The following is a 22008-nucleotide window of genomic DNA, read 5'->3' on the forward strand; positions in this document are numbered from 1 at the left end:
CTTCTTTTTGCTGTTTTACTAACTCATGGCTCCTTCCTGAGGAACTTATATTCATCTTCTCGGTATAAATGAGTTTTTGCTTAAAAGCTCTATTACAAAGTCCAATTAATAAGTAATCCTGCATGAGTTAATCCACCACCAAATCCATACAGTAAAACTTTATCTCCATGTTTAAGTTTTCCTTCCTTAACGCCCTTAACTAAAGATAATGGAATCGTTGCTGATGATGTATTTCCGCAATCTACTAAGCTATTTAATGTTTTATCGATTGGAAATTCACTTCTTTCGCAGATTGATTCAATCATTCTTAAATTTGCACTATGTGGAACAAACCAATCGACTTCATTTAATAAAGTGGATCCATTGTTTAGTACAGCTTGCATTCCTTTTGGTACTGTCGTAACTGCCCATTTGTATACTTCGCGTCCATTTTGAATGATATTATTATTATTAATTAGCTCTTCGCCAAACATTTGATTTGATAAATTTGTACAATATAAATGTTTGCCTTTTTCGCCTTCTGATCCTAGGTAAGAGGAAATAAAGCTAGGTTGTTCTTCATCATACTCTACTAAAGCTGCACCAGCGCCATCACCAAATAAAATGCAAGTAGTGCGATCTTCATAATCGGTTATTTTAGATAAAGTTTCAGCTCCGACTACTAGAATTTTTCGATTTAATCCGGATGTAATTAATCCATTTGCCATATACAAACCGTAAGTAAAACCTGCGCAAGCTGCATTTAAATCAATTGCCCCAGCATTTTTTATTCCAAGCTTTGCTTGGATAATTGAAGCAACACTTGGTGTTTTGTAGTCTGGAGTTAACGTACAAACGATAATCATATCAACATCTTCAACAGACTTATTGTATTTTTCCATCAAGTCTTTTACTGCCTTAAAGCTTATGTCACTTGTAAATTCATTTTCATTTGCAATTCTTCTCTCTTTTATGCCAGTTCGCTTTACAATCCATTCATCATTTGTTTCAACTATTTTTTCTAAATCCTTATTTGTTAATACTTTTTCTGGTACATATGAACCTATTGCAGTGATACGTGCTTTCGAATTTTGCATTATGGTCACCTCAGTCATATTTTTTAATATCTTTCCAATATTATATCACCAGATATTAATACTAGGTACTAATTTTATTTTAAAATTTTTTCATTCTTTTAATTTAGAGGGCTAATTAGTTGAGGATTAAACTAAATAAAGTTGCTACAACAGCAACTTTACTTAAAAAATATTACAATTCTAATGTCATAAAAACACTGTTAGGGTCTTCTTTATAATCAGCAAAAGGCTTACAATACTTAAATCCAAAGAGTTCATATAGTTTTTTTGCTGGATCGAATGCTTCCATTGAACCTGTTTCCAAACTTATTCTCTTGTAGCCTCTATTTTTCGCCTCTTCGATGATGTGTTGGAGCATGCGCCTTGCCACTCCTTTTCTTAAATGAGCTGAAGAAGTTCTCATTGATTTTACTTCTCCATGCAAAGGATCAAGTTCTTTTAGAGCCCCACATCCAACTAATTCACTATGTTCCCATACACTCCAGAATGTAATTTCCGGTTTCTTTAATCCTTCAAGATTTAAAGCATGTATGCTTTCAAGTGGAGAATGCTGTGTCATACCTTGTAGATGCTCACTAATTAACATAGCAACTTCATTTCCAGTTAAATCATCAACCTTAATATCCACGTAATGACAACCTCATTTCCTTATTTATAATTGCTATTATTATACTAAATTTTGATAAACTTCTAGCTAGTTTTTTAGTCAAAAAAAAATAACTTATTAACTCTTAAATAAAATAGAATTTTATGGAAAAAATAAACATCTAGAAGAAAAATTAGAAGTCAAAAGAAGGAATTCAAATGAATCGTAAATTAAATATAAGTGGTTTTCAATTCTTTTGTATGATTTTTATGTTTGGGGTCGGTGCTTCTCCACCACTTGAAATATTTGCTAGAGCTAAACAAGATGGATGGATTAGTTTATTGATCGGACTCATCTCAGCTTGTATAATTTTTGCTGTGTATATTAAGTTATATTCATTATTTCCTGAACTTCCCTTAACAAAATATATTCAAATTATTTTAGGGAAATATGTAGGGAAAATACTTGCATTACTATATATCTTATATTTTATTTATATTGCTGCACGTGCTTTACGTGATTTTGAGGATTTATTAACAATCACTTTATATAATGCTTCTTCTCTAATTTCTATTGGATTAATCATGGTGTTATTAATCATGTATGCTATTTCTAAAGGACTAGAAACATTCGCTCGTTCGTGTGAATTTATTTTTGTCATGATCATGTTTCTTACTGTTATATTTATAGGATTTGAAATCATTTCAAAATTAATAAAAATTGATAATTTAAGACCTGTTTTAGAAAATGGATGGACACCAGTATTAAAAGCGGCTTTCCCAATTTCTTTAACTATTCCCTTTGGTGAAATCGTTACATTTACAATGATTATGCCCCATTTAACTAAACAAAATTTAGCAATAAAAGTAGGAATACCAGCTTTACTATTTTCGGGTCTTGTATTAACTTTATTTGCAGTTTTAAATACTGCAATACTAGGCCCTTCCGTTATTGAAAGAACAACCTATCCACTTCTAACATCAGTTAGTTATATTAATATTGCCGATTTCATTCAAAGATTGGATACTTTCATAGTAGTAATTTCAGTATGCAATGCCTTTGTAAAAATTACAATTTACTTTTATTGTGCGGTATCTGGAGCAGCAGATTTATTTAATATAAAGAAAAGTGACCAACTAGTCTATCCTATTGGTATGATTACCGTTCTTACTTCCCTATGGGTCGCTTCTAGTTTTCTTGAGCACCATTTAGAAGGGATCCATTTAGTACCCTACTTGCTTCACATTCCACTTCAAATTATTATTCCGGTTAGTTTATTACTTGTTGTCCTAATTCAAGGTAAACTAAAAAGTAATAAAGACGACTTGAATTACAATTAACGAAAATTAAAAAGACAAAACAAAAGGCTTCAGTTTTCACTGAGCCTTTGTTTTTTATTTTGGTAATTTAGTATTATTGAGTAACCGTAATAGTTTTAGGCGTTGTTGTTACTTTAAAGCCATCTTTCGTAACAACATCTACTGTAACCGTATATGTGCCACTTGGAAGATCTTTTTCTGGTGCCCATTGTGTACTAAAAGTATGCTCATTTTCGAATGTAGATGAATCTACAAGATTTCCTTTAGCATCTTTAATATTAATTGTCCAGTCTACTCTGTTATAACCATATAGAGAAATTCTCGCAGGCTTAGATGCACTTACACCTGTAGATGGAGAAATACCCCAAGTTACCATTGCCATAGTTTGTTTATTATAACTTTGATCGCCCCATGTTGTCCAAGCATTGTTTCCAGCATAATCAAGAGATCTGATTACCATACCTTTTGGTTCTGTATTAACCGTTAGTTTCGTTACGCCCGGTCTAAGTTCATAAAATGTTCCATTTACATAAACATCAGCAAAGTTAAAGTCAGTTGCATTATCAGTCGCATTAAATGTAATATCATATTTACCGTTGTTTGGTGTTACTTTAATATCAGAAATTTTTGGTGCAACTGAGTCTACGATCATCGGCATTTTAACCGTTTGTGGTCTAGCGTTTGGATATGCTAATGTTGTTTTAATTACGTAATAGTAAGTACCATCGGGAACAAAATTCCCTGATGCGTCTTTCATATCCCATTGATATAAACTATATCCGTAATCCGCATTAAACATTATATTTTTATTAAATCTCCAAGGCTCACCAGTACCTGTGTATTCACTATAGTCACCTAGATATTTAAGTTGTTTTCCAGCAGAATCTTCAATAGAGACCTCGGCTTTTTCTAGGTTACGTAAAACCGCCATTCCTCCAAAGATACCCTTATCAATATAGTTTGGAGAGAATGCAATATGGTTAAGGTCAAAGCCTTTCCCATTGTATCCTAATGGTGCGCCTCCCTCTGTAGTATCATTCCAAAGTGCCGTATGACCTGCAAATGAATCCTTTTCCCAAGCTGGAGCATCAATGTTTCGTGGCTCATCCCATTTTCCATAGAAGCCCATATAAGGCATAGTTAACGGTACAGCTTTATCTTGGTCTTTTGCCACTGGTACAAGACGAACATATCCTTCAACAAAACTGTTTTTCTTTAATGAATCCGGTAATGATATATTAACAGTTAACATTTTTGATTGACCTGGTTTGATTTTCAATGTAGACCCTGTTTTATCTGTTACGATATTATCATTAACAGTGATCTTTGCTCCTTTAATTTGTTCACTTGATAAGGTTAAATAATCTTTTGAATCTAATTGGCCATCATGATCAAAATCAAATTGCTTTGTTTCTGTCTTATCTTTTAATAAATCAACATATACATTGTATTCAATATCCGCACTATTATTTTTCCCTTTAGGTGCATCAAAAGCATCTACGTTTAACTTAAAGCTTGTATTTTGTCCGATTTCTTTTAATGCTACTGAACCAGCTTGTTCCAAAGGAGCGTTTCGATTCGTCACAACAACTGGTGTATTAATGGCATTTTGAATTTGCATTAAACCAGACCCTTGAATACGTGGTGAATATGGCGCTTCATTATTTGTTCTTGGATCCATAATGACCTTAGATGTATTCATTAATGCAACTTTCGCTTTTAAAACTGTATCTTCTGAGTGTTGTAGCCCTTTTTCATAAAGTGATTGTAATACTAAAGCTGAACCACCTGCAACATGTGGCGTAGCCATCGATGTACCACTCATTACTTGATAACGATTTCCAGGTATTGTTGAATAAATATTTCCACCTGGAGCCGAAATTTCAGGTTTAAAATCTAATGTTGGAGTTGTACCCATTGATGAGAAATAAGACATCGTATCTTTAGCAGGATTATCTACCCAATAATCGCCGATATTTTTCATACTTAAATATTGACCAGTAGGCATTTTACTCATTTTATCTAATAATGCTTGACCGATCGATTTACCTGTTGAAGCAGTCGGTGTTGCAGAACCAGTTACTGGTAGAGTTGCATAATCAGGCGTGTTTGAAGATGGTATCATAATGATCGCCTTTGCTCCTGCAGCTTTTGCAGCAAATTGAATACTCGAGACAGTACTATATGAATTTAAAAGTTTAACTACTGCAATGTAATTCGTTTTTCCTTTTGGATAATCAGCCGCTGTTTTTCCTTCATTTACATATACCAAATCATAATTTGTATTCGGTAATAGATTATTAGATACATTAAATGCTTGTCCATATTGAGAATGATCTTTGAAAGGTACCGCTAGACTTCCATCTGAAATTGCATTCACATGAATTTTAGAATTTTCAAAGGAAGCAACCGATACTGCGAATGGGCTGACACCTGGTGATCCAACTGTTCCAATATCAGGATTATCTGCAAATGGTTTTACTGTTGCAGGCGTTAGTAAAGCTTGTGAACTGAATGCTGAATTTCCAGCTGCTACTACAACTAGTGTACCTTTTTCTGTCGCGTTTCTAATTGCTTTTTGAATCGGATCATAATTTTCGTCTACATAACCCGCATCACTGCCTAAGCTCATGTTAATCACATCAGCGCCCATTGTAACTGCATGCTCAATCCCTGCAATAATATCATCTTCATAAGCACCGCCACCATTATCAGAGAATACTTTTTCTGCTAATAACTGTACGCCTGGTGCGATACCAGCAACTCCACCTTTAGAATCATCACCGTTTGCTCCAATTGTTCCAGAAACGTGTGTACCATGCGAACTACCTTTTGGCCCAGGAATAACATCCGTATCATTGTCTGCCCAGTCATAGCCAGATGGTACTTTATCTGAATACCAAGTTTCATTTACATCTGTTGTTCCTGCAAACTGATCGAATTTATCCTTCGTCCATTTTTCTTTTGCTTTAGCATCATCTGATAGTGTCATATCTTTATGTTTCCAATCAATACCAGAATCTACAACACCTACTACTAGGCCTTCTCCTTTATAACCGTATTGCTCCCATACCTTTTGAGCTTGTACTAATTCTTTACTTGCTGCCATCGTTTCGTGGAATGTTCTAGCTACTTGAACATGCTTAACACCAGGAATCGATTGGATATCTTTTAAATTTTTATATTCTGTTTCAATACTAAACCCATTAAAACCTTCAAAGTAACGGTGCTTTACTTTAAAAGCAGCATTTGAATTAGAATTTTTTTCTTTTGAGATTTCATCAATTACATTGTCTTGTTTTTGTTTAAACATTGCTTTTTTATGCTCAGGTGTCGCTTGCTCGCTATCAGCTGGCTCATCTACCTCAACAATTAAATGCACTTCATCATCTGGTTTAAACGTATTTGCAACATCTTGATTTGTAGCTTCTTGACTGTTGCCTTCTTTATATAATGAGTTTTCTTGAGATAAATCTAAATTATCCTTAGTAAATGTTCCATGTTCAAAACTAACATCAGTTGAATCAGTTTGAGATGTAATGTTATCGTTATCCGCAAAAGCCAATGAAGTAAAAAGTAATGATACTAAAGCAGTTGTAGACATAACTTTAAACGCTTTAAATTTTCCGTTTTTCATAACAACACTCCTACAATTTTATTCGTATTTACTTAAATCCACCTTGGATCGATAGAGTAATAGTTAAATATAATAACAAACTTAAGTTTTCCTATTCATCTGATTTTCGTGGTTGTTAATTAAATACATTCAAATTTTACATCCAACCCCTGTGAACGTGTATTGGGGGAATTCAACTTATTTCATTAACAAACTTTTTTATCAAATTCACATGCAACAATGTCAAATAGATATAAAAATATGTTATATCATGGAATAAATTATAGTTTTTTGTCGGATTTTTTATATATTGGCCAGAAACATAAAACTGAAAATTGGGAAAAATTAAATACAAAACGCATTTTTTTAGCAAAAATTCTATAACCTTGACGAAAAAAACAGGATAAATGACCTATCAAAAGTGGTATAAATGTCGAAAAATTTTGAATTTTTAACATAAGTAGGAACGCGATTATTAAAATAGGTACTCTTTGGCTTTTAAATTTTTCCAAAATAAAAAAGAGCCACAAATAGGACTCCTTTTCCTTAACTAACTTACGATTAAATTAAGAAACTTACATTTTTCCTAAAGAAAAACCTTCAAACAGCTTTCCTCCAAAAGGGTGCAAAACTTCATCAACTAATTTGATTATTCGGTCCTTTTCACCAGTCGTATAAAACGAATCAAAAGCTTCTACAAAACAGTTCGCGAAATCCTCATTATAATTTCTTAACGAGCGAACAAGCCATTTTGAAGAACCAATCCATTTACAATTTGTTCTTAAAACGAATTCACTTACTAGTTCGGCTATTGTATTAGCTATAAATAAATCTTCTGCTCTATTAGAGGAACCTATAAAATCATTTAGTGCATCCGTAATAAAATATCGCTTTATTTTGATCGTTTCCACTGTCCATCTTTCAGGTCCTTTATCTAATAATTCATTTGCTTCTTTTTTTATCTCCTCAATTATTCCTTCATCTTTTAAAATGAATCCCTCAGAAACCATCCTTGGTAGTGAAGGCCTAGCTCTCTTGTAATCACTTTCAAAAAAATGTTTATAGGAAGTTAGGTTGTGTACAAAAACTTCTATGTCCCATCCGAGTTCTTTTAACGACTCTCTATATGAAGAGTTAAGGCTTGCATCAAAAATAACGATATCAAGATCCGATGTTTCGGTTGCCTCACCTCGAACTACGCTACCCGCTAATAATGCCCCCTGACAGTTTGGAAAATACTTATGAATAAAATGTTTTGCCGCTTCAATATGGTCTAACTTATTTAAAAAACTCATTATTCATCACCCCATTTTTAAACAATGTCTAATTTAAGTATACTCGATATTTCAAAGGACAATTTTTTGATGTTGTTGTTAATCGCTTCCCAATCAAGTTATCAAAAAAATCCCTTGTGACAAACTGAGAAATCCGTCAAATTTAGCAAAAAAAAAAGAACACCTCCTGGAAAATCAGGAATTGCTCTTAACCTACTAAAATCAAACTTTTTGTCTACTGCTATAAGTACTTTTTGGTAGCTAAGTATTAAATACTATAAACGTTTTTTAATCGATTTTCAGATTAAAAACTTTTTTTATTTTCTTAAAACCTTCAATGCCCCACTCCAAGCAACAACCTGGTCAAGCATTAAATTAACATTATTTAGATGTAGATCCGCAGGTTTAAAGGTAGAGAAGTTCTCAAAATCTGTGAATATAGACAATGTTGGATGAACTTTCACATCAGCAATTAATAACTCACCACAGATTCCACGTAAGTGTTCTGCTGCACGCGCACCACCAGTTGAACCATAACTTACGATTCCTGCTGCTTTGTTGTTCCAAGCTTCACGAGCTAAATCAAGTGCATTTTTTAACGCACCTGATATACTGTGATTATATTCAGATACTATAAATACAAATCCATCTAAGCTAGCAAGTTTTCCATTCCAAGCTGCAATTCCAGGCTCAGTTCCATCAGTTGTTCCAAAAAACGGTAATTGGTAATCAGCAATATCTACAATTTCATAATTCGCATCTCCACGTTTGTCCGCGATCCCTTTTACCCACTCTCCTACTTGTGGGCTTACTCGACCTTTGCGAGTGCTTCCTAGAATAATCCCGATATTTGAATTTTCGTTTGGCATTCGTTCTTCCTCCTTAAATTCCCTCTGATTTCTTTCAACTTAACACATTCTAGACTTCCCATAATTTACCTTTATTTAATTCAATAAGTTTTTATCCAAAAAAACTAAAATTTCGACCAAATTTAGTATCATGAAATTAAATTAGATAGTTGGGTAAGAAATTTTATATTTTTTTGACACCTCTATCAGCTTCTGAATTTTTTTAGCTGAAGGAGGATCTTCAGGTTTTTTGAATCCTTTATAAAATGGTTCAGATAGTTCTTTAACAAATTGGTCAAAACCTGATGGATAAGCAGTAACAATGAATTGTGTTTCTTCAGAACATACTTTAAATGTGTGGGGAATTCCTCGAGGAGCAAATACATAATCTCCAGCCTTTGCTAAAATTGTTTGATCCCCAATAAAAAAAGTAATTTCCCCTTCTAAGACATAAAATGTTTCATCTTCTAATTCATGTACGTGCAGAGGAGGTCCACCGTCTTTTTTACCATTGCAATGCAAGACACAAAAAGCCCCGTTTGTGTCTTCCCCACTTACTAATATGGAAGTAAAATCATTTAAAAAGAAGTAAGTGTTCTCTTCTGTAATACCTCGGTGCATAAAACCTGCTATACGTTTTTGTTTGAATGTCATTTTGATCTCCTTCATTGAGATTTACATAATTGAATTTAGTTTTTAGATTGAACTATTAACCTACTAACTAATGCTATTCATAGAAAATTAGCTTATACATTCTTTTTGAGAGAATAATAAATTTAAATTATTAGCACTTAACCTTGTCTTACAGTCCTCTTTTATTGAACAAACAATTTTATATGATAAAGTTTTTAAGCATGCAAAAAAGGCTAGCATCGCTAACCTTTTTCATTAGAAATAATATTTAATTATTAGGATACAGAATCTCATCAATGATTCCATATTCTTTCGCTTCTTCTGCACTCATAAAATAATCTCGATCTGTATCCTTTGCTACTTTCTCGACTGACTGTCCTGTTCGGTCAGAGATTATTTGATTAATATGCTCACGTAATTTTAAGATTCTTCGAGCAGATATTTCGATTTCTGTTGCCTGGCCCCTTGCTCCTCCTAATGGTTGATGAATCATAATTTCACTGTTCGGCAGTGCAAAACGTTTCCCTTTTGTTCCCGCCAGCAAAAGCATCGCACCAAAGGACGCTGCCATTCCCGTACAAATTGTTCTAACATCAGGCTTTATATATTGCATCGTATCATAAATCGCAAATCCTGCTGAAGTCGACCCACCAGGGCTATTTATATAAAGTGAAATTTCTTTATCAGGTGCATCTGCAGCTAAAAATAACAATTGTGCAACTACACTATTTGCTACGTGATCATTTATTTCATCACCGATAATAATAATTCGATCTTTTAACAAACGGGAATAAATATCATATGAACGTTCACCACGATTAGATTGTTCAATTACATAAGGAACTGTCGTCATTTAAAAATCCTCCTTAAAAGCGTTAATTGGCTATGCAGCCATGCAGAGAGTGCTTGAAGGAGTTTGAGTACGGGATGATTGGAAATTACCGAATATCATTTTAGGATTTTCAATAATACGATCAAAGGAAGGAAGCGCTTGAATTAAAACAGCAGGGTCTTGAACTTCTAAAGCTAAATGAAAAATTTCTTCAAGCTTCATCCGTTCTTCCTCATTCCAAAAATATTCAATAGAAAGGGATTGTTCCTCTTTGTTTGTTTTATCTAGACGCTTTTTTGCTCGATGCAGGCTAGATTTTATGGCTATTTCAGTCGTTCCTAAAATGTCTGCTATTTCCCTGGATTTATATTGAAATGCTTCTTTTAGAAAAAAGATAACCGCTTGTTTTGGAGTAAAATGTTTAAGTAAGAGCTCCACACTATTCATTTTATGATCAATCGGATGACTAGCTACATATTTAGAAAGTTCAAAATCAGGAGTTATCGTTTCTTCTTTTCTTTTTCGTAAAGTATCAATCCAATGGTTGTAAGCTATTTTATTTAATAAAGCCGAGTTCATTTTTTCTTTATGATAATATTTTACTGCTTTAAAAAATGCTTCCTGTGCAATATCGTCACCATCCCATTCATTCTGGGCTAGAAACCGACAATAGCGTTGCAATTTAGGATAGTACTTCTGCCAATAAAATTCGTCAGTTGCTTCATCCTGTTCTTCCTTTTCTATGCTGTGAAGACTAAACTTACTAGACATTTATGTTCACTCCTTTATTAACACTCTCTAACCTATAAACGGAATAAGAGTATAAAAAGATACGGGGGTTAAAAAATTTTTTTTTATTTATTTTAATTTATGTAATAGAAATTAAAACTCTTCTATGTTATTTTATTTTTCAACTTTTAATGCATTTTAACATAATTAGGACGTTTTCTAACAACACAAAAAAGCAGAAACCACTTATCTCCGCTTCTGTCTAAATTTAAATTTAAGTTAAAACTTTAGGCTAACCTATTTATGAGAGACTTCAGTCCTACTCTCTTTCCACTGAGTTTGCTCCGATTTCTTCTTTTATTACTCCAATTACTGAAATAACAGATCCAATTGCTTGAATCCAGCTTCCTGTTGCAACCAATGTTTCAGATTCCGATATTGTATTACTTTTTTTGAAGTAATCCCCATAAAAGCCAAACTCTTTTTGCTTATTTTCATTTGCTATAATTTCTTGTAATGCTTCTGACCACCCTATTGCTTGCATGGTGTTTCCTATAATTTGTGTTAGTCCACCTACAATGTTTTCAGATTGTCCTGGGAAAGGAGTAGTTTCGATTGCTTCTCCAACATTAACCCCTAACCCTAAAGCTTGTAACAAGTTTCCTGCAACGAATAATTTGTAGGATGCTTCTTTTGAAATGTCAAAAACCAGCCCTGAAGTAACCGTAATATTCCCACTTGCTGTTATTTCTTTACCAACTGCCCTAAGTACGGTCCCCTCTGCTTCAGCATCAATACCATTTCCTGTAGCCTGCAAAACATTACCTATTAGACTTAGGTCATCACGAATACTACTTTTTATGTAGTTAGATGGGGTTGAACCAATTGCAGCTGTTATTGTTCCAATTGATACGATGACAGATCCTACTAATGCTTTTGACTCTCCTCCCAATTCAACCACCAACCTGCTAAAAGGAACCTTTATCGTAGTATTATGAATGAAGGTCTGATTATGTGCCTATTAGTATAGTTTTAATTTAAAATATCCTCTCTAAACGGGAATAAAAAAATCGGTAACGACATATTGTCGTCACCGATTTTACTATAAAACTTTTATTCAATTACTCTAAACCAAGGTCAGTTAAAACATCATCTAAAGTTTTACCTTTATATTTCTTAACTGGCTTTCCTGCATTGTCATCCCATGGATTTTGCATAGAGTAGTTATCAATTACAAACTGCATATCCTTCTCATCAACTACGCCATCATAGTTAATATCCGCATCGCGCTTATTAGTTCCCCAATAAGTTTCGATGTAAAGAGCATCTTTCACGTCGATAACATTGTTTTTATCTACATCGCCACCAGGGATATAGCTATAATCAACTGGTTTAGATCCTGCTGTCACTTTTCCGTCTTCTTTCAATCCAACAGTAAAATCCTTCTTGAATGTGAAATGTCCCGGTACGTCAATTGATAATGTAAATGGTTTATCTGTAATTGGTAATCTAGTTGTGAAACCTTGTGGAGCAGTTACACTATAACCTAAAGGATCAGATACTCCATATTCTTTACCATCTGAATCTTTTACACTAATTTTTGAACCAGCTTTATTATAGTCAATCTTCGTATTCATTACTGCGTTCCCTAAGTTATCAAATCCTGAAGCTAATCCTTCTGCTTGAACCGCGCCTCTCATTAGAGAATAAGTAGGAGTCACATAGAAATAAGGTTGAATGCCTTGAGTTGTTACTGTACTATTATCAACATTTGTATAAACAGCTTTAAAGAATCTAGATGTACCAGTTGGATCCTCTAACTGCATTGCTCCTTTGTAGTATTGGTCTTTTGCTTTGAAAGTCACGTCTACTAAAGAAGTATCTCCAGCAATCCCCGTTGTTGCTAAGTCACCAGTTGCTGTTGCTGTAATCGTCATTATATTGTAAGTTTTATTAAAAGTTGTATTTGTATATTTAACATCTAATTTTCCATCATATGTTCCATGTGGCTTTACATTCGTAACGTCTAAGAACTTAGCTGGATATAAGAATGAGTATTCAGCTTTTTTAACTGGCGTTGCTATATTTTTAGTTGAGAATGTTACTGTTGTAGAATCTCCCATGTTGATTCGTTGTTTATCAGAAATTGCTGTAGTATAAGCAGTTCCTTTTTTAATAAAGTATACGTCTTTAAAGCTTCCATAATTTTCTACAGTTGATTTATCTCTGTCATAGAAATCGTACTCGGTAATTGGTAAAGTATTTGGACCAGCTGTAGCCAATGGTATAGCAGAATTGAAGTTTCCATTTTCGTCTACTGGAATATTAATTTCAGCGGAGTTATTTGGATTATAATAATACATTTTATTTTCGCCTTGTGAAGCAGTAATGCCAGCTGCTTGCATTTCAGCAATATTTTTATCAAATGCATTACCTGATACTGTAACAGTTTTATCAGATGCATTAGCAGTTTCTACAATTTGACCAGCTTCATAGTTCATCGTAACTTTAGGCTCTTTTTCACCATAGAAAATTGGAGCGTCTTTAGTGAAGGTTTCACCATTATCATTTGTACCAACCATTCTAATTTTCCATAGACCTGGTGTAACTTCATCAAAACCAAATCCAACAGGGTTGTCTGGATCTCCTGTTAAAGGACTATATTGCCCATTGTTTAACACACCTCTGAAATAATACTCAGTATTCTCATCTGCACCCATTCCATCTGCTGTACCAAGATAACCGATTTCTTCGTTTGTTTTTGGATCAACTAAGAAGAAATCAAATGTACGCATATGAGAATTTAGTTTAAAGTTAACGCCAACTGACCATTTTGTTGCATTACTTCCTGCTTCATATGGTAATGTAAAGGCTGCTGGATTACCAGTAACATAGTCAATTCCCTCTTTTACTGTATGAATAGCAAACGGAATTTTATATGTTTCATTAGGATTTGTTTGATTTGTATAGACTACATAACCTTCATATGTTCCAAGCTTCGCAGTTTTAGGAACATTAATTGTAGCATCCATATTCGTACTGCTATATCGTTTTACTTTGACAGATGATTTCACATCTAATGTAACACCGTTTGCAGCAGCATCTTGATCCGCTCTAGAATCATTAGTGAATCGTGCATCCAATGTTTGGAATTGAACCTTTACATCAAATGTTTTATCTTCAGAGCTCTTATTAAATATCGTCATTGAACGTGAATCTGAAAAATCCGTGCCTTCAACAGCTTGTTCGCCAAAGCTTAATGCACCAGTAATATTTTTAATTGTTTTGATTCCTTTACTAGCAAGCGTAATTGAATCATCAGTATTTTTAGCATTACTACTTAACGTTTTTGTCTGATCTTTCACTTGAATTTCTGTTTGTGCATGAACAGCTTTGTATGGATTTACAAGGCCTGCCCCTACTTCGTAAACACTATATTTATCATTTAACGGATCAGCTGAATTCATAAGAGATGCCTTAATATCTGCTGGTGTCATGTCTTGGTGAGCTTGTTTTAATAGTGCTGCTACTCCTGAAACGTTAGGTGTTGCCATCGATGTACCAGATAAGCGTTCATAAGCATATTTATAATCAGGTAATGGATTTCCATTATCATCTTTATGCATATATGAAGGTACAGTTGAGAATACAGAAACACCTGGTGCTGTTACTTCTGGTTTAATATCATATAGCACACGTGATGGACCTCTAGAGCTAAAATCTGCTAATTTATTACCTGTCGTTACAGTTTGGCTCATATCACCAAATGTAAAATCCAATGTCTTACCTTTATTGGCTTCATTTAAAGGTATTTTTATACTAATATTCATACCTTGTGCGCTATTTATTAAAAAGGTTGGTATATACCCATATACGTTACCTAAGAAAACATCTTGCAATGTATCTCCAGAAGTATTAATTAAAACTACAGCCTTAGCTCCATGTGATTTAGCTCTTTTAACAATTTCTTCTATACCTAGAGTACCTCGTTGAGCAAGTACAATCTTTCCAGTAACATCGACTGGTATTGTATAATTTCCATTTGCATCTCTTTTATAATAGGCAGTTTCCGCCCCAGTACCAACATTAACTATTTGATATGTTTTTCCTTGGAAATCTGCTATATTATCAGAAAGACCTTGAGCAGCCAATTTCAGATTAGCTGGCAAATCTCCAGTTGTTGATTTTGCTGTCGCTGTATAATTTGGAATCGTTGCTGAAGTATCACTTGCTCCAACTGTTATTGCCAAAGGAGCATTACCAGGTGCACCTAGTGAGTACATCTTGTTTCCAGAATTTCCCGCTGCAACTACTGCTGTTACCCCAGAAAGTACGGCATTATTTACTGCAATCGCTGTAGGAAATAATGGATCGTTGTAGTTTGCTCCAAGTGACATACTGATGATGTCCATACCATCTGTAACAGCTCTATCAATACCAGCTAAAATCGCTGAAGTTGAACCAGATCCATATGCCCCTAAAACACGGTAAGCATAAATATCAGCGTCAGGAGCAACTCCTGTTACCGAGTAATCTGCGTTGTTTTTACCTTGACCAGCAATAATTCCTGCTACATGCGTTCCATGCTCAGTATAATAAGGCTCGCCATTCGTTTCAGGCATTCCGGACTTTTTCCAATCTGCATATGTTGTCTCCATTGGATCATTGTCATTATCGACGAAATCGTAACCGCCTTTAAAAGCGCCTTTTAAATCTGGGTGATTGTAGTCAATCCCAGTATCAAGAATACCAATTTTTACACCTTTCCCTGTATATCCTTCTTGATGAAGTTTTTCTATTCCAGGGAATGTTACCATGTTATGAGTTGGACCTTGTTGATCAGAACTTTCTACTTTAGTAGTTGGATCATCCAATTGAACTTGTAAATCACTCCATACTGCTTGAACAGCGTTCGATTTTAGTAATGATTTTACTTTATTAGCAGGGAGTGTCATTGATACTCCATTAAATGCCTTTTTATATGAACGTTTAATTTTGTATGGGTTTTTCTTTTCTTTTAACTCTTTACTAAAAATTCCCTTTAAATCTTTATCAAATGTTTCGTGTGAAGCGTCTACTTTTGCTTGTGCATCTGCTTCAGAAACAGTTGTTCCTTGAGTTTGTGCTACCATTACAGCTGTTTGTGCAGGCTTGTCCTTAAATTCAACAATGACAGAAGTTGGCGCATCACTTGTTAAATCTAAATCTGGAGAAACTTGAAGTCCTTCTTTGTCACTAATTTTTAATTGTTTAATCGCCTCGCGTTGAGCTGGTGTTAGTGCTGATAAAACTTGTTCCACCTTCGATACTTGTTGTGCATGAACATTGTGTGTAATTGAAATCGGATTAAACACGCTAGTTACAAGACCTGTTGATATTGCCAAGGTCGTAACATTTTTCTTCATTTTCTTTTTCATCCCCATCTTCCTCTCTCTCTTGATAGTTTCATTATAGTGAGATTTGACAGGATTTTATTTTTCATAAATTTTATCAAACACAAATTTTTTTATAATTCGAATATTTTCTACAAAAAAAGATAAAAAAGTGGCGGAAATTCAAATAAAAAAAGCAAACGATCAATACTACACTAAACTGTTTGCTTTTTTCTGTAAGACATATTTATTAAAATTAGTTTTTGAGGTTCGGTATTACATGTCCGATTTAGCCCTTTTACAACATTTTCATCATTTTGATCCACAACTTTAATCGCTAATTGAATATTAGACTCCCCATTTCTACGACCTAAAGAACTTGCTAATTTCTCTATTACTGTCATTCATATTTCCACCTTTTTATTTGACCTAACTCTTTTATCAGTCTAAACATTGCAAAACACACACATCCTTTATACTTATTTAAGTCCTTTGTTTTTTCTTATCCAAATACATAATTTTCCTTAGAGAAACCATCCTATTGTGAGGAGGTGGTTTTATGTCTGAACCATTACAACCAGGGAATAAGAAACTTCCTGATTTTAATGAATTAAACGATCGGATTATTGCTGAGCATGGTACAACAGGACCGTCTTTAGTAATTAAAACAAATTTGGATCCTAAAGATTCTACTGTAGATAATCCTTATTATCGTAATGAAACACATACACCTAAAAAACCATTTAAAAATTATTTTGAAGAGTAATAGAAAAATGAGTCCGGTTTGATACACCGGCTCATTTTTTTACCCAAAATAGTCACTTGAATGAATTTAACTCCTACGTACATACTAAGAAATATATGGCAATTTCTTTAAGGAAAATGTTTATACTTTTCAATGTACTAGGAGGAATAGGATTTTGAGTCCAACAAAAAGTATGCTATCGGTTTTTGCCTTAGGTGGAATTAATGAAATTGGAAAAAATATGTATGCTATTCAATACTTAAAAGAAATTATTCTAATAGACTGTGGTTCGAAGTTTCCAGACGAGAGTTTATTAGGCGTTGACTTGATCATTCCAGATATTACTTATCTAAAAGAAAATCAAGAAAAGATTAAAGGTTTATTTGTTACGCATGGCCATGAAGACCATATTGGTGGAATTCCGTATCTTTTGAAACAATTGAATATTCCAGTCTATGCAACGAGATTAACGCTTGGATTAATTGAGCTTAAATTAACAGAGCATGGATTATTAGGAGAAACTGAACTAATTTTAATAGATTCTGATTCAGTTATTAAATTTGAACATTTTTCGATTTCATTTTTTAAAACAAATCATAGTATCCCTGATTGCTTAGGCATCGTATTCGAAACGCCTGAAGGAACTGTAGTACATACTGGAGATTTTAAATTTGATTTAACACCTGTTAACAATCAATATCCGGATATTCATAAAATGGCCGAAATAGGTAGTAAAGGTGTTTTATTACTTTTATCAGAAAGTACGAACGCTGAACGGCCAGGTTCAACACCATCGGAACGGATAGTTGGAGAGCATATAGTAGATGCTTTTATGAAGGCAAAACAAAGAGTGATTATTTCAACTTTTGCTTCGAATGTACATCGTGTGCAACAAATTGTTGATGCTTCAATTATCACTAATCGAAAATTAGCCTTACTAGGTAGAAGCATGGTAAATGTAGTTCAAGTTGCGATGGAGCAAGGATACTTATCAATCCCTGAAGGTATGTTGATTGATAAAGATGAAATTAATAATTTCGCACCAGAAGCAATTACAATTTTATGCACAGGTAGTCAAGGTGAACCCCTTGCAGCACTTGCTCGTCTAGCTAGTTCTAGCTTTAGAGGCGTTGACATTTATCCAGGTGATACTGTGATTTTAGCTGCTTCACCAATTCCTGGTAATGAGCGCGGCGTTTCTAAAATTATCGATAATTTTTACAATCTCGGAGCAAATGTTATTTATGGTTCAGGAAGCTCGACCGGGATGCATGTTTCTGGTCATGCTTATCAAGAGGAACTTAAGCTCATGCTTACTTTAATGAAGCCAAAATATTTTATTCCGATTCATGGTGAGTATAGAATGCTTCATCATCATCGTTCTCTTGCTGAATCTGTTGGTGTCAAACGAAATAATATTTTTATTATTAAAAACGGTGATGTTGTCGATATTCTACAATCAGAAGCGATTCAAAGCCGAAGAGTTCCAGCAGGAAATATATATGTAGATGGAATGGGCATAGGAGATGTCGGTAACATTGTCCTTAGAGATCGAAAACAACTTGCTGAAGATGGAATGCTTGTAATCGTCATCACCATTAGCAAAACGGAAAAGAAGATTATCTCTGGACCTGATACAATATCAAGAGGATTTGTCTATGCGCGTGACTCTGAAAGTTTACTGAAGGAAGTAAACCAATTAGTTATATCTTCAGTAAATGAATTACTTGATGAAAACAAGCTCCAATGGGGAGTTATGAAGCAAAATATTAAGAAGTCTCTAGGACAATTTTTATTTACAAAAACGAAGAGAAAACCAATGATTTTACCAATAATCATTGAAATATAAAAAACAAAAAACTCCCTATTCAAACTAATTAGGGAGTTTTTACTTTGAATGATTTTCTTTAATTTTAAAAATTAAATCCACTAAAGAACTGTTTTCTTGTTCAAAATAGGTTTGCATTGGACATGAACTATTTTCTAACCGGTTTAGTACGAAAGGAATTGTAAAAGTTTCAATTTTTAATTCATCATTTACCTCATCCCAAAAAAGAGGGGTTGCAACGGTTGGTTTTTCCTTTCCTCTTGTAGAGTATGGGCAAATAATTGTTTTTCCTTTTGCGTGCTGTATATAGTCAATATAAAGACGATTGCCTCGATTTTTCTTTAAACGTTCAATCGTAAAATCATCTGGAAATTTTTCAATTAAATAATGTGCAATAAAAGATGTAAAGACTCTTGTTTCATCATAGGTAAGAGAATCTTCTTTTATTGGAATATGGATTTGAATACCTTTACTTCCAGATACTTTTGGGTAGCTCTTTATTTGAAAAGAATCAAAGATTAATTTCATTTCCAACGCGGCTTTTATAGCTAAAGGAAATGCATCTGCATTAGGTGGATCCAAATCAAATACTATTTCAATCGGATTGTTTGCTTCATATGTTTGAAAAGGGATATGGTATTCGATAGCTAATTGATTTCCTAACCATAGCAATGTTGATACATCATTACAGATAATAAAATTATTCCCCTCATGCTCTTCAGTTTTAATAAAACTCGGAGCATAATCTGGACGGTTCTTTTGAAAAAAAGATTCACCGTCTATTCCATTCGGAAAACGAATTGTTGTTAATAAACGATTTTTTAAAAATGGAAGCATATATGTGGATATTTGAGCTAAATACGAAACAAAGCTCTCTTTATTTATATATGGATCTTTCCATATTACTTTTTCAGGACTGGTAAGTGTTAATTCTTCCTCCAAATTAAGATTACCCAATAGTAAACCATCCAAAGTACATTCATTCCATGCATGCTTTAATTGAAATGATATAAATTTTGCATTTGTTATTTGGTTGTTCTCTATACTTTGAAACTCAAGTTCAACACAGATCCCAGGATCAACAAATTTTATATTACCCTTTTTGGTTTTTTTATTTGCTTCGATTGCTTTAATCAAAATTCCCTTCTCTTCCCCGCTAAGTCCATTTGAGAAGAACCCCATTTGCAAAATATCATTTTCTTTTTTAAGGCCCACTAAAAAGGTCTCCTCTTTTAAATTGAAACCTAAAATAAAGAAAAAGCCTGTATAGTTTTTATTCCGTTTTTGAAAAAAGTAATGATTCATATCTTACTTCCCCTAATCTGTAAGAGTGCATTCTTTAGGATCTTTTTCGATAAAAGCTTGGATACTTGGTTGTCTTAATGAATGACCTTCAGTCCATTCAATAAATTGAACTTTAACAGTTAACAATGGTTGAATCCATTGTATTTCCTTTATTCTTTTTGGTTGGCTGCTGAATGGATTGTTTTCTATTTTTATCGTATTAATGACTGTAGTAAGGTCTTTCCATTCTGATTTCGTTAATTTCCCTGTTCCTACATGTCCAATAAACACGAGTTCACTATTTTCGTCATATAGTCCTACTAAAATAGAATTAACAATACCAGAGCGATACGTTACCCCACCGATTACTGCAATAACGTCCTTATAATTTTTTATTTTTTGCCACGCATTGTGCTTTCCATTGATCAAGTATTTACTATTTAAATTCTTACATACGATACCTTCTAAATTATGTTGTTTCGCAACTTCAAATAAGGCAACCCCATCAGTATTATTTGGAACTAACTGAATTTGTTTATTAGGTTGGATCGCTTCTAATAATATATTTTGTCTCTGCTCAAGAGATAATTGCGTAACCCATTCTCCATTGTAAAAAAGAATATCAAAAATCATATAAAAAATAGGTACAGCTCCTATAGCTGAATCAATCCGATCCATGCGTCTAATTCCATCTCTTCGCATTACCTCATGAAACGATGGATTGCCATTTTGATCGAGTGCGATGACCTCTCCATCTAAAATGATTGATTGAGCAGTACAATAGGATTTTATATCCGTTAGCTCTGGAAAAATAGTTGTACGATCATTTAATTTGCGGTTAAATAATTTAACTTCTTTCCCATCAAAATAAGTTAGAATTCTAACACCGTCCCATTTTATTTGCGAAATCCACTCAGGACCATTTGGTACAATATCTGAAGAAATAGGCTCAAAAGGAAAAATTGGATTTAGCTCCATTACTGCCTCCTATTTAACTCGTTGCTTTTTTAGGCGCTTTTGTTTTAGGCTTTTTCGGAGGTGTTGCTTGTCCTTTTGTTCGATCAATACTCGCTTGTAATGCAGACATTAAATCAACAACATTTTTTTGCTCTGCTGGTTTCTCCTGCCCTGTCGCGATATAATCATTTTTATTAACTTTTTCCGAAATTAATTGTTCTAAAGCTGTACGATATGTATCGGTATAGTTTTCTGGATTAAACTCTGTTGTTAATTGTTCAACTAGCATCATGCCAGCCTGTAATTCACGCTCCGCCAATCCAGCCTTTTCAGGAACACCACCTGGAAGATTTTCAATTGCTCTAATCTCATCTGGAAAATGTAATGTTTCAAGAATAATCGCGTTTTTATATGGCCGAATAGCAGCTAAATGCTGTTTGCTACGAATTGTAATTTTAGCGAGACCGATTTTCTTACTTTTCTTCAATATTTCCGAAAGTAAAGCATAAGCCTTTGTACCACCAGAATCTGGACCAATATAATATGTTCGATCAAAATACACCGGATCAATTTCTGAAAGTTTGACGAAATCAATAATTGATACAGTTTTTAGTTCAAATTCTTCTTTTAATTTATTCATTTCCTCTTCTGTTATTTCCACAACTCTACCATTTGGTGTTTCAAAGACTTTAATAATTTCTTCAGGAGTAACTTCATCGTCACAACTAGCAACTTTTTTATAGGAAATCGGTGTTTTACAATCCTTATGATATTGACGAAACTTTATATCCTTATCCTCAACTGCTGAAAACAACTTTACTGGGATCGTAACTAATCCCATGCTGATTGTACCTTTCCAAACTGTATGCATATCTTCACTACCTTTTTTATTTTTATGATTAGCTTTTG

General features: G+C 33.7%; 17 protein-coding genes. 3 read left to right on the forward strand and 14 right to left on the reverse strand.

The features are described from left to right. Window positions 1–92: 92 nt before the first annotated feature. The gene (locus COE53_RS16990; RefSeq protein ID WP_175403515.1) at window positions 93–1076 is read right to left on the reverse strand and encodes a ketoacyl-ACP synthase III; all 984 of its coding nucleotides are present in this window, start codon (window positions 1074–1076) and stop codon (window positions 93–95) included. Between the two features lie 172 nt (window positions 1077–1248). Beyond that, a complete protein-coding gene (locus COE53_RS16995) occupies window positions 1249–1704 on the reverse strand; it encodes a GNAT family N-acetyltransferase (protein ID WP_069034677.1) in 456 nt (151 codons plus the stop codon). A 176-nt stretch (window positions 1705–1880) separates the two neighbouring features. Here COE53_RS16995 and COE53_RS17000 point away from each other — a divergent pair, with 176 nt between their 5' ends. Beyond that, window positions 1881–3002, forward strand: a complete 1122-nt coding sequence (locus tag COE53_RS17000) for a GerAB/ArcD/ProY family transporter (RefSeq protein ID WP_069034678.1) — start codon at window positions 1881–1883, stop codon at window positions 3000–3002. Between the two features lie 73 nt (window positions 3003–3075). On the opposite strand, the gene COE53_RS17005 is transcribed toward COE53_RS17000, so the two are convergent. From COE53_RS17005 to COE53_RS17050, 9 genes are all read right to left on the reverse strand, one after another. Beyond that, the gene (locus COE53_RS17005) at window positions 3076–6618 is read right to left on the reverse strand and encodes a S8 family serine peptidase (protein WP_098948449.1); all 3543 of its coding nucleotides are present in this window, start codon (window positions 6616–6618) and stop codon (window positions 3076–3078) included. A gap of 554 nt (window positions 6619–7172) precedes the next feature. Next, on the reverse strand, window positions 7173–7892 hold the full coding sequence (locus COE53_RS17015; protein WP_069034681.1) for a nucleotidyltransferase domain-containing protein: 720 nt from the start codon (window positions 7890–7892) through the stop codon (window positions 7173–7175). 296 nt (window positions 7893–8188) lie between these two features. Continuing rightward, on the reverse strand, window positions 8189–8740 hold the full coding sequence (locus tag COE53_RS17020) for an NADPH-dependent FMN reductase (RefSeq protein ID WP_069034682.1): 552 nt from the start codon (window positions 8738–8740) through the stop codon (window positions 8189–8191). A 141-nt stretch (window positions 8741–8881) separates the two neighbouring features. After that, window positions 8882–9373 carry a quercetin 2,3-dioxygenase gene (locus tag COE53_RS17025; RefSeq protein WP_098948451.1) on the reverse strand — a complete coding sequence of 164 codons (492 nt, stop codon included), beginning with the start codon at window positions 9371–9373 and terminating at the stop codon, window positions 8882–8884. A 247-nt stretch (window positions 9374–9620) separates the two neighbouring features. Beyond that, entirely contained in the window at window positions 9621–10205 is a 585-nt protein-coding gene (gene clpP, locus COE53_RS17030) for an ATP-dependent Clp endopeptidase proteolytic subunit ClpP (RefSeq protein WP_069034684.1), read from the reverse strand. Between the two features lie 30 nt (window positions 10206–10235). Continuing rightward, window positions 10236–10955, reverse strand: coding sequence for a sigma-70 family RNA polymerase sigma factor (locus COE53_RS17035; protein ID WP_069034685.1), 720 nt, complete (start codon window positions 10953–10955; stop codon window positions 10236–10238). A 277-nt stretch (window positions 10956–11232) separates the two neighbouring features. After that, window positions 11233–11865 (reverse strand): DUF6944 family repetitive protein, encoded by a 633-nt coding sequence (locus COE53_RS17040; protein WP_098948452.1) that lies wholly within the window; start codon window positions 11863–11865, stop codon window positions 11233–11235. A 169-nt stretch (window positions 11866–12034) separates the two neighbouring features. Then, window positions 12035–16330, reverse strand: a complete 4296-nt coding sequence (locus tag COE53_RS17045; protein ID WP_180242441.1) for a S8 family serine peptidase — start codon at window positions 16328–16330, stop codon at window positions 12035–12037. 170 nt (window positions 16331–16500) lie between these two features. Continuing rightward, window positions 16501–16689 carry a hypothetical protein gene (locus COE53_RS17050; RefSeq protein WP_091023681.1) on the reverse strand — a complete coding sequence of 63 codons (189 nt, stop codon included), beginning with the start codon at window positions 16687–16689 and terminating at the stop codon, window positions 16501–16503. Between the two features lie 155 nt (window positions 16690–16844). On the opposite strand from COE53_RS17050, the gene COE53_RS17055 reads away from it, so the two are divergent. After that, a complete protein-coding gene (locus COE53_RS17055; protein WP_069034689.1) occupies window positions 16845–17051 on the forward strand; it encodes a hypothetical protein in 207 nt (68 codons plus the stop codon). 172 nt (window positions 17052–17223) lie between these two features. Then, window positions 17224–18879: a ribonuclease J gene (locus COE53_RS17060; RefSeq protein ID WP_091023743.1), complete on the forward strand. Its 1656-nt coding sequence runs from the start codon at window positions 17224–17226 to the stop codon at window positions 18877–18879. A gap of 39 nt (window positions 18880–18918) precedes the next feature. On the opposite strand, the gene ligD (COE53_RS17065) is transcribed toward COE53_RS17060, so the two are convergent. From ligD (COE53_RS17065) to ku, 3 genes are read right to left on the reverse strand one after another with little or no spacing between them, the layout of a single operon-like run. Next, the gene (gene ligD, locus COE53_RS17065; RefSeq protein ID WP_091023683.1) at window positions 18919–20163 is read right to left on the reverse strand and encodes a DNA ligase D; all 1245 of its coding nucleotides are present in this window, start codon (window positions 20161–20163) and stop codon (window positions 18919–18921) included. Window positions 20164–20175: 12 nt separating this feature from the next. Next, a complete protein-coding gene (gene ligD / locus COE53_RS17070) occupies window positions 20176–21120 on the reverse strand; it encodes a non-homologous end-joining DNA ligase (protein WP_069034691.1) in 945 nt (314 codons plus the stop codon). A 13-nt stretch (window positions 21121–21133) separates the two neighbouring features. After that, window positions 21134–21970: a non-homologous end joining protein Ku gene (gene ku / locus COE53_RS17075; RefSeq protein WP_069034692.1), complete on the reverse strand. Its 837-nt coding sequence runs from the start codon at window positions 21968–21970 to the stop codon at window positions 21134–21136. Between the last annotated feature and the right edge of the window lie 38 nt (window positions 21971–22008).

Origin of the sequence: Bacillus sp. AFS029533, assembly GCF_002585125.1 — a bacterium.
Lineage (GTDB): Bacteria > Bacillota > Bacilli > Bacillales > Bacillaceae_G > Gottfriedia > Gottfriedia luciferensis_B.

Coding starts and splice junctions, on each gene's coding strand:
- COE53_RS16990 (WP_175403515.1), bottom strand. CDS start 1,076: ATGCAAAATTCGAAAGCACGTATCACTGCAATAGGTTCATATGTACCA.
- COE53_RS17000 (WP_069034678.1), top strand. CDS start 1,881: ATGAATCGTAAATTAAATATAAGTGGTTTTCAATTCTTTTGTATGATT.
- COE53_RS17005 (WP_098948449.1), bottom strand. CDS start 6,618: ATGAAAAACGGAAAATTTAAAGCGTTTAAAGTTATGTCTACAACTGCT.
- COE53_RS17015 (WP_069034681.1), bottom strand. CDS start 7,892: ATGAGTTTTTTAAATAAGTTAGACCATATTGAAGCGGCAAAACATTTT.
- COE53_RS17020 (WP_069034682.1), bottom strand. CDS start 8,740: ATGCCAAACGAAAATTCAAATATCGGGATTATTCTAGGAAGCACTCGC.
- COE53_RS17025 (WP_098948451.1), bottom strand. CDS start 9,373: ATGACATTCAAACAAAAACGTATAGCAGGTTTTATGCACCGAGGTATT.
- clpP (WP_069034684.1), bottom strand. CDS start 10,205: ATGACGACAGTTCCTTATGTAATTGAACAATCTAATCGTGGTGAACGT.
- COE53_RS17035 (WP_069034685.1), bottom strand. CDS start 10,955: ATGTCTAGTAAGTTTAGTCTTCACAGCATAGAAAAGGAAGAACAGGAT.
- COE53_RS17045 (WP_180242441.1), bottom strand. CDS start 16,330: ATGAAAAAGAAAATGAAGAAAAATGTTACGACCTTGGCAATATCAACA.
- COE53_RS17050 (WP_091023681.1), bottom strand. CDS start 16,689: ATGACAGTAATAGAGAAATTAGCAAGTTCTTTAGGTCGTAGAAATGGG.
- COE53_RS17055 (WP_069034689.1), top strand. CDS start 16,845: ATGTCTGAACCATTACAACCAGGGAATAAGAAACTTCCTGATTTTAAT.
- COE53_RS17060 (WP_091023743.1), top strand. CDS start 17,224: ATGCTATCGGTTTTTGCCTTAGGTGGAATTAATGAAATTGGAAAAAAT.
- ligD (WP_091023683.1), bottom strand. CDS start 20,163: ATGAATCATTACTTTTTTCAAAAACGGAATAAAAACTATACAGGCTTT.
- ligD (WP_069034691.1), bottom strand. CDS start 21,120: ATGGAGCTAAATCCAATTTTTCCTTTTGAGCCTATTTCTTCAGATATT.
- ku (WP_069034692.1), bottom strand. CDS start 21,970: ATGCATACAGTTTGGAAAGGTACAATCAGCATGGGATTAGTTACGATC.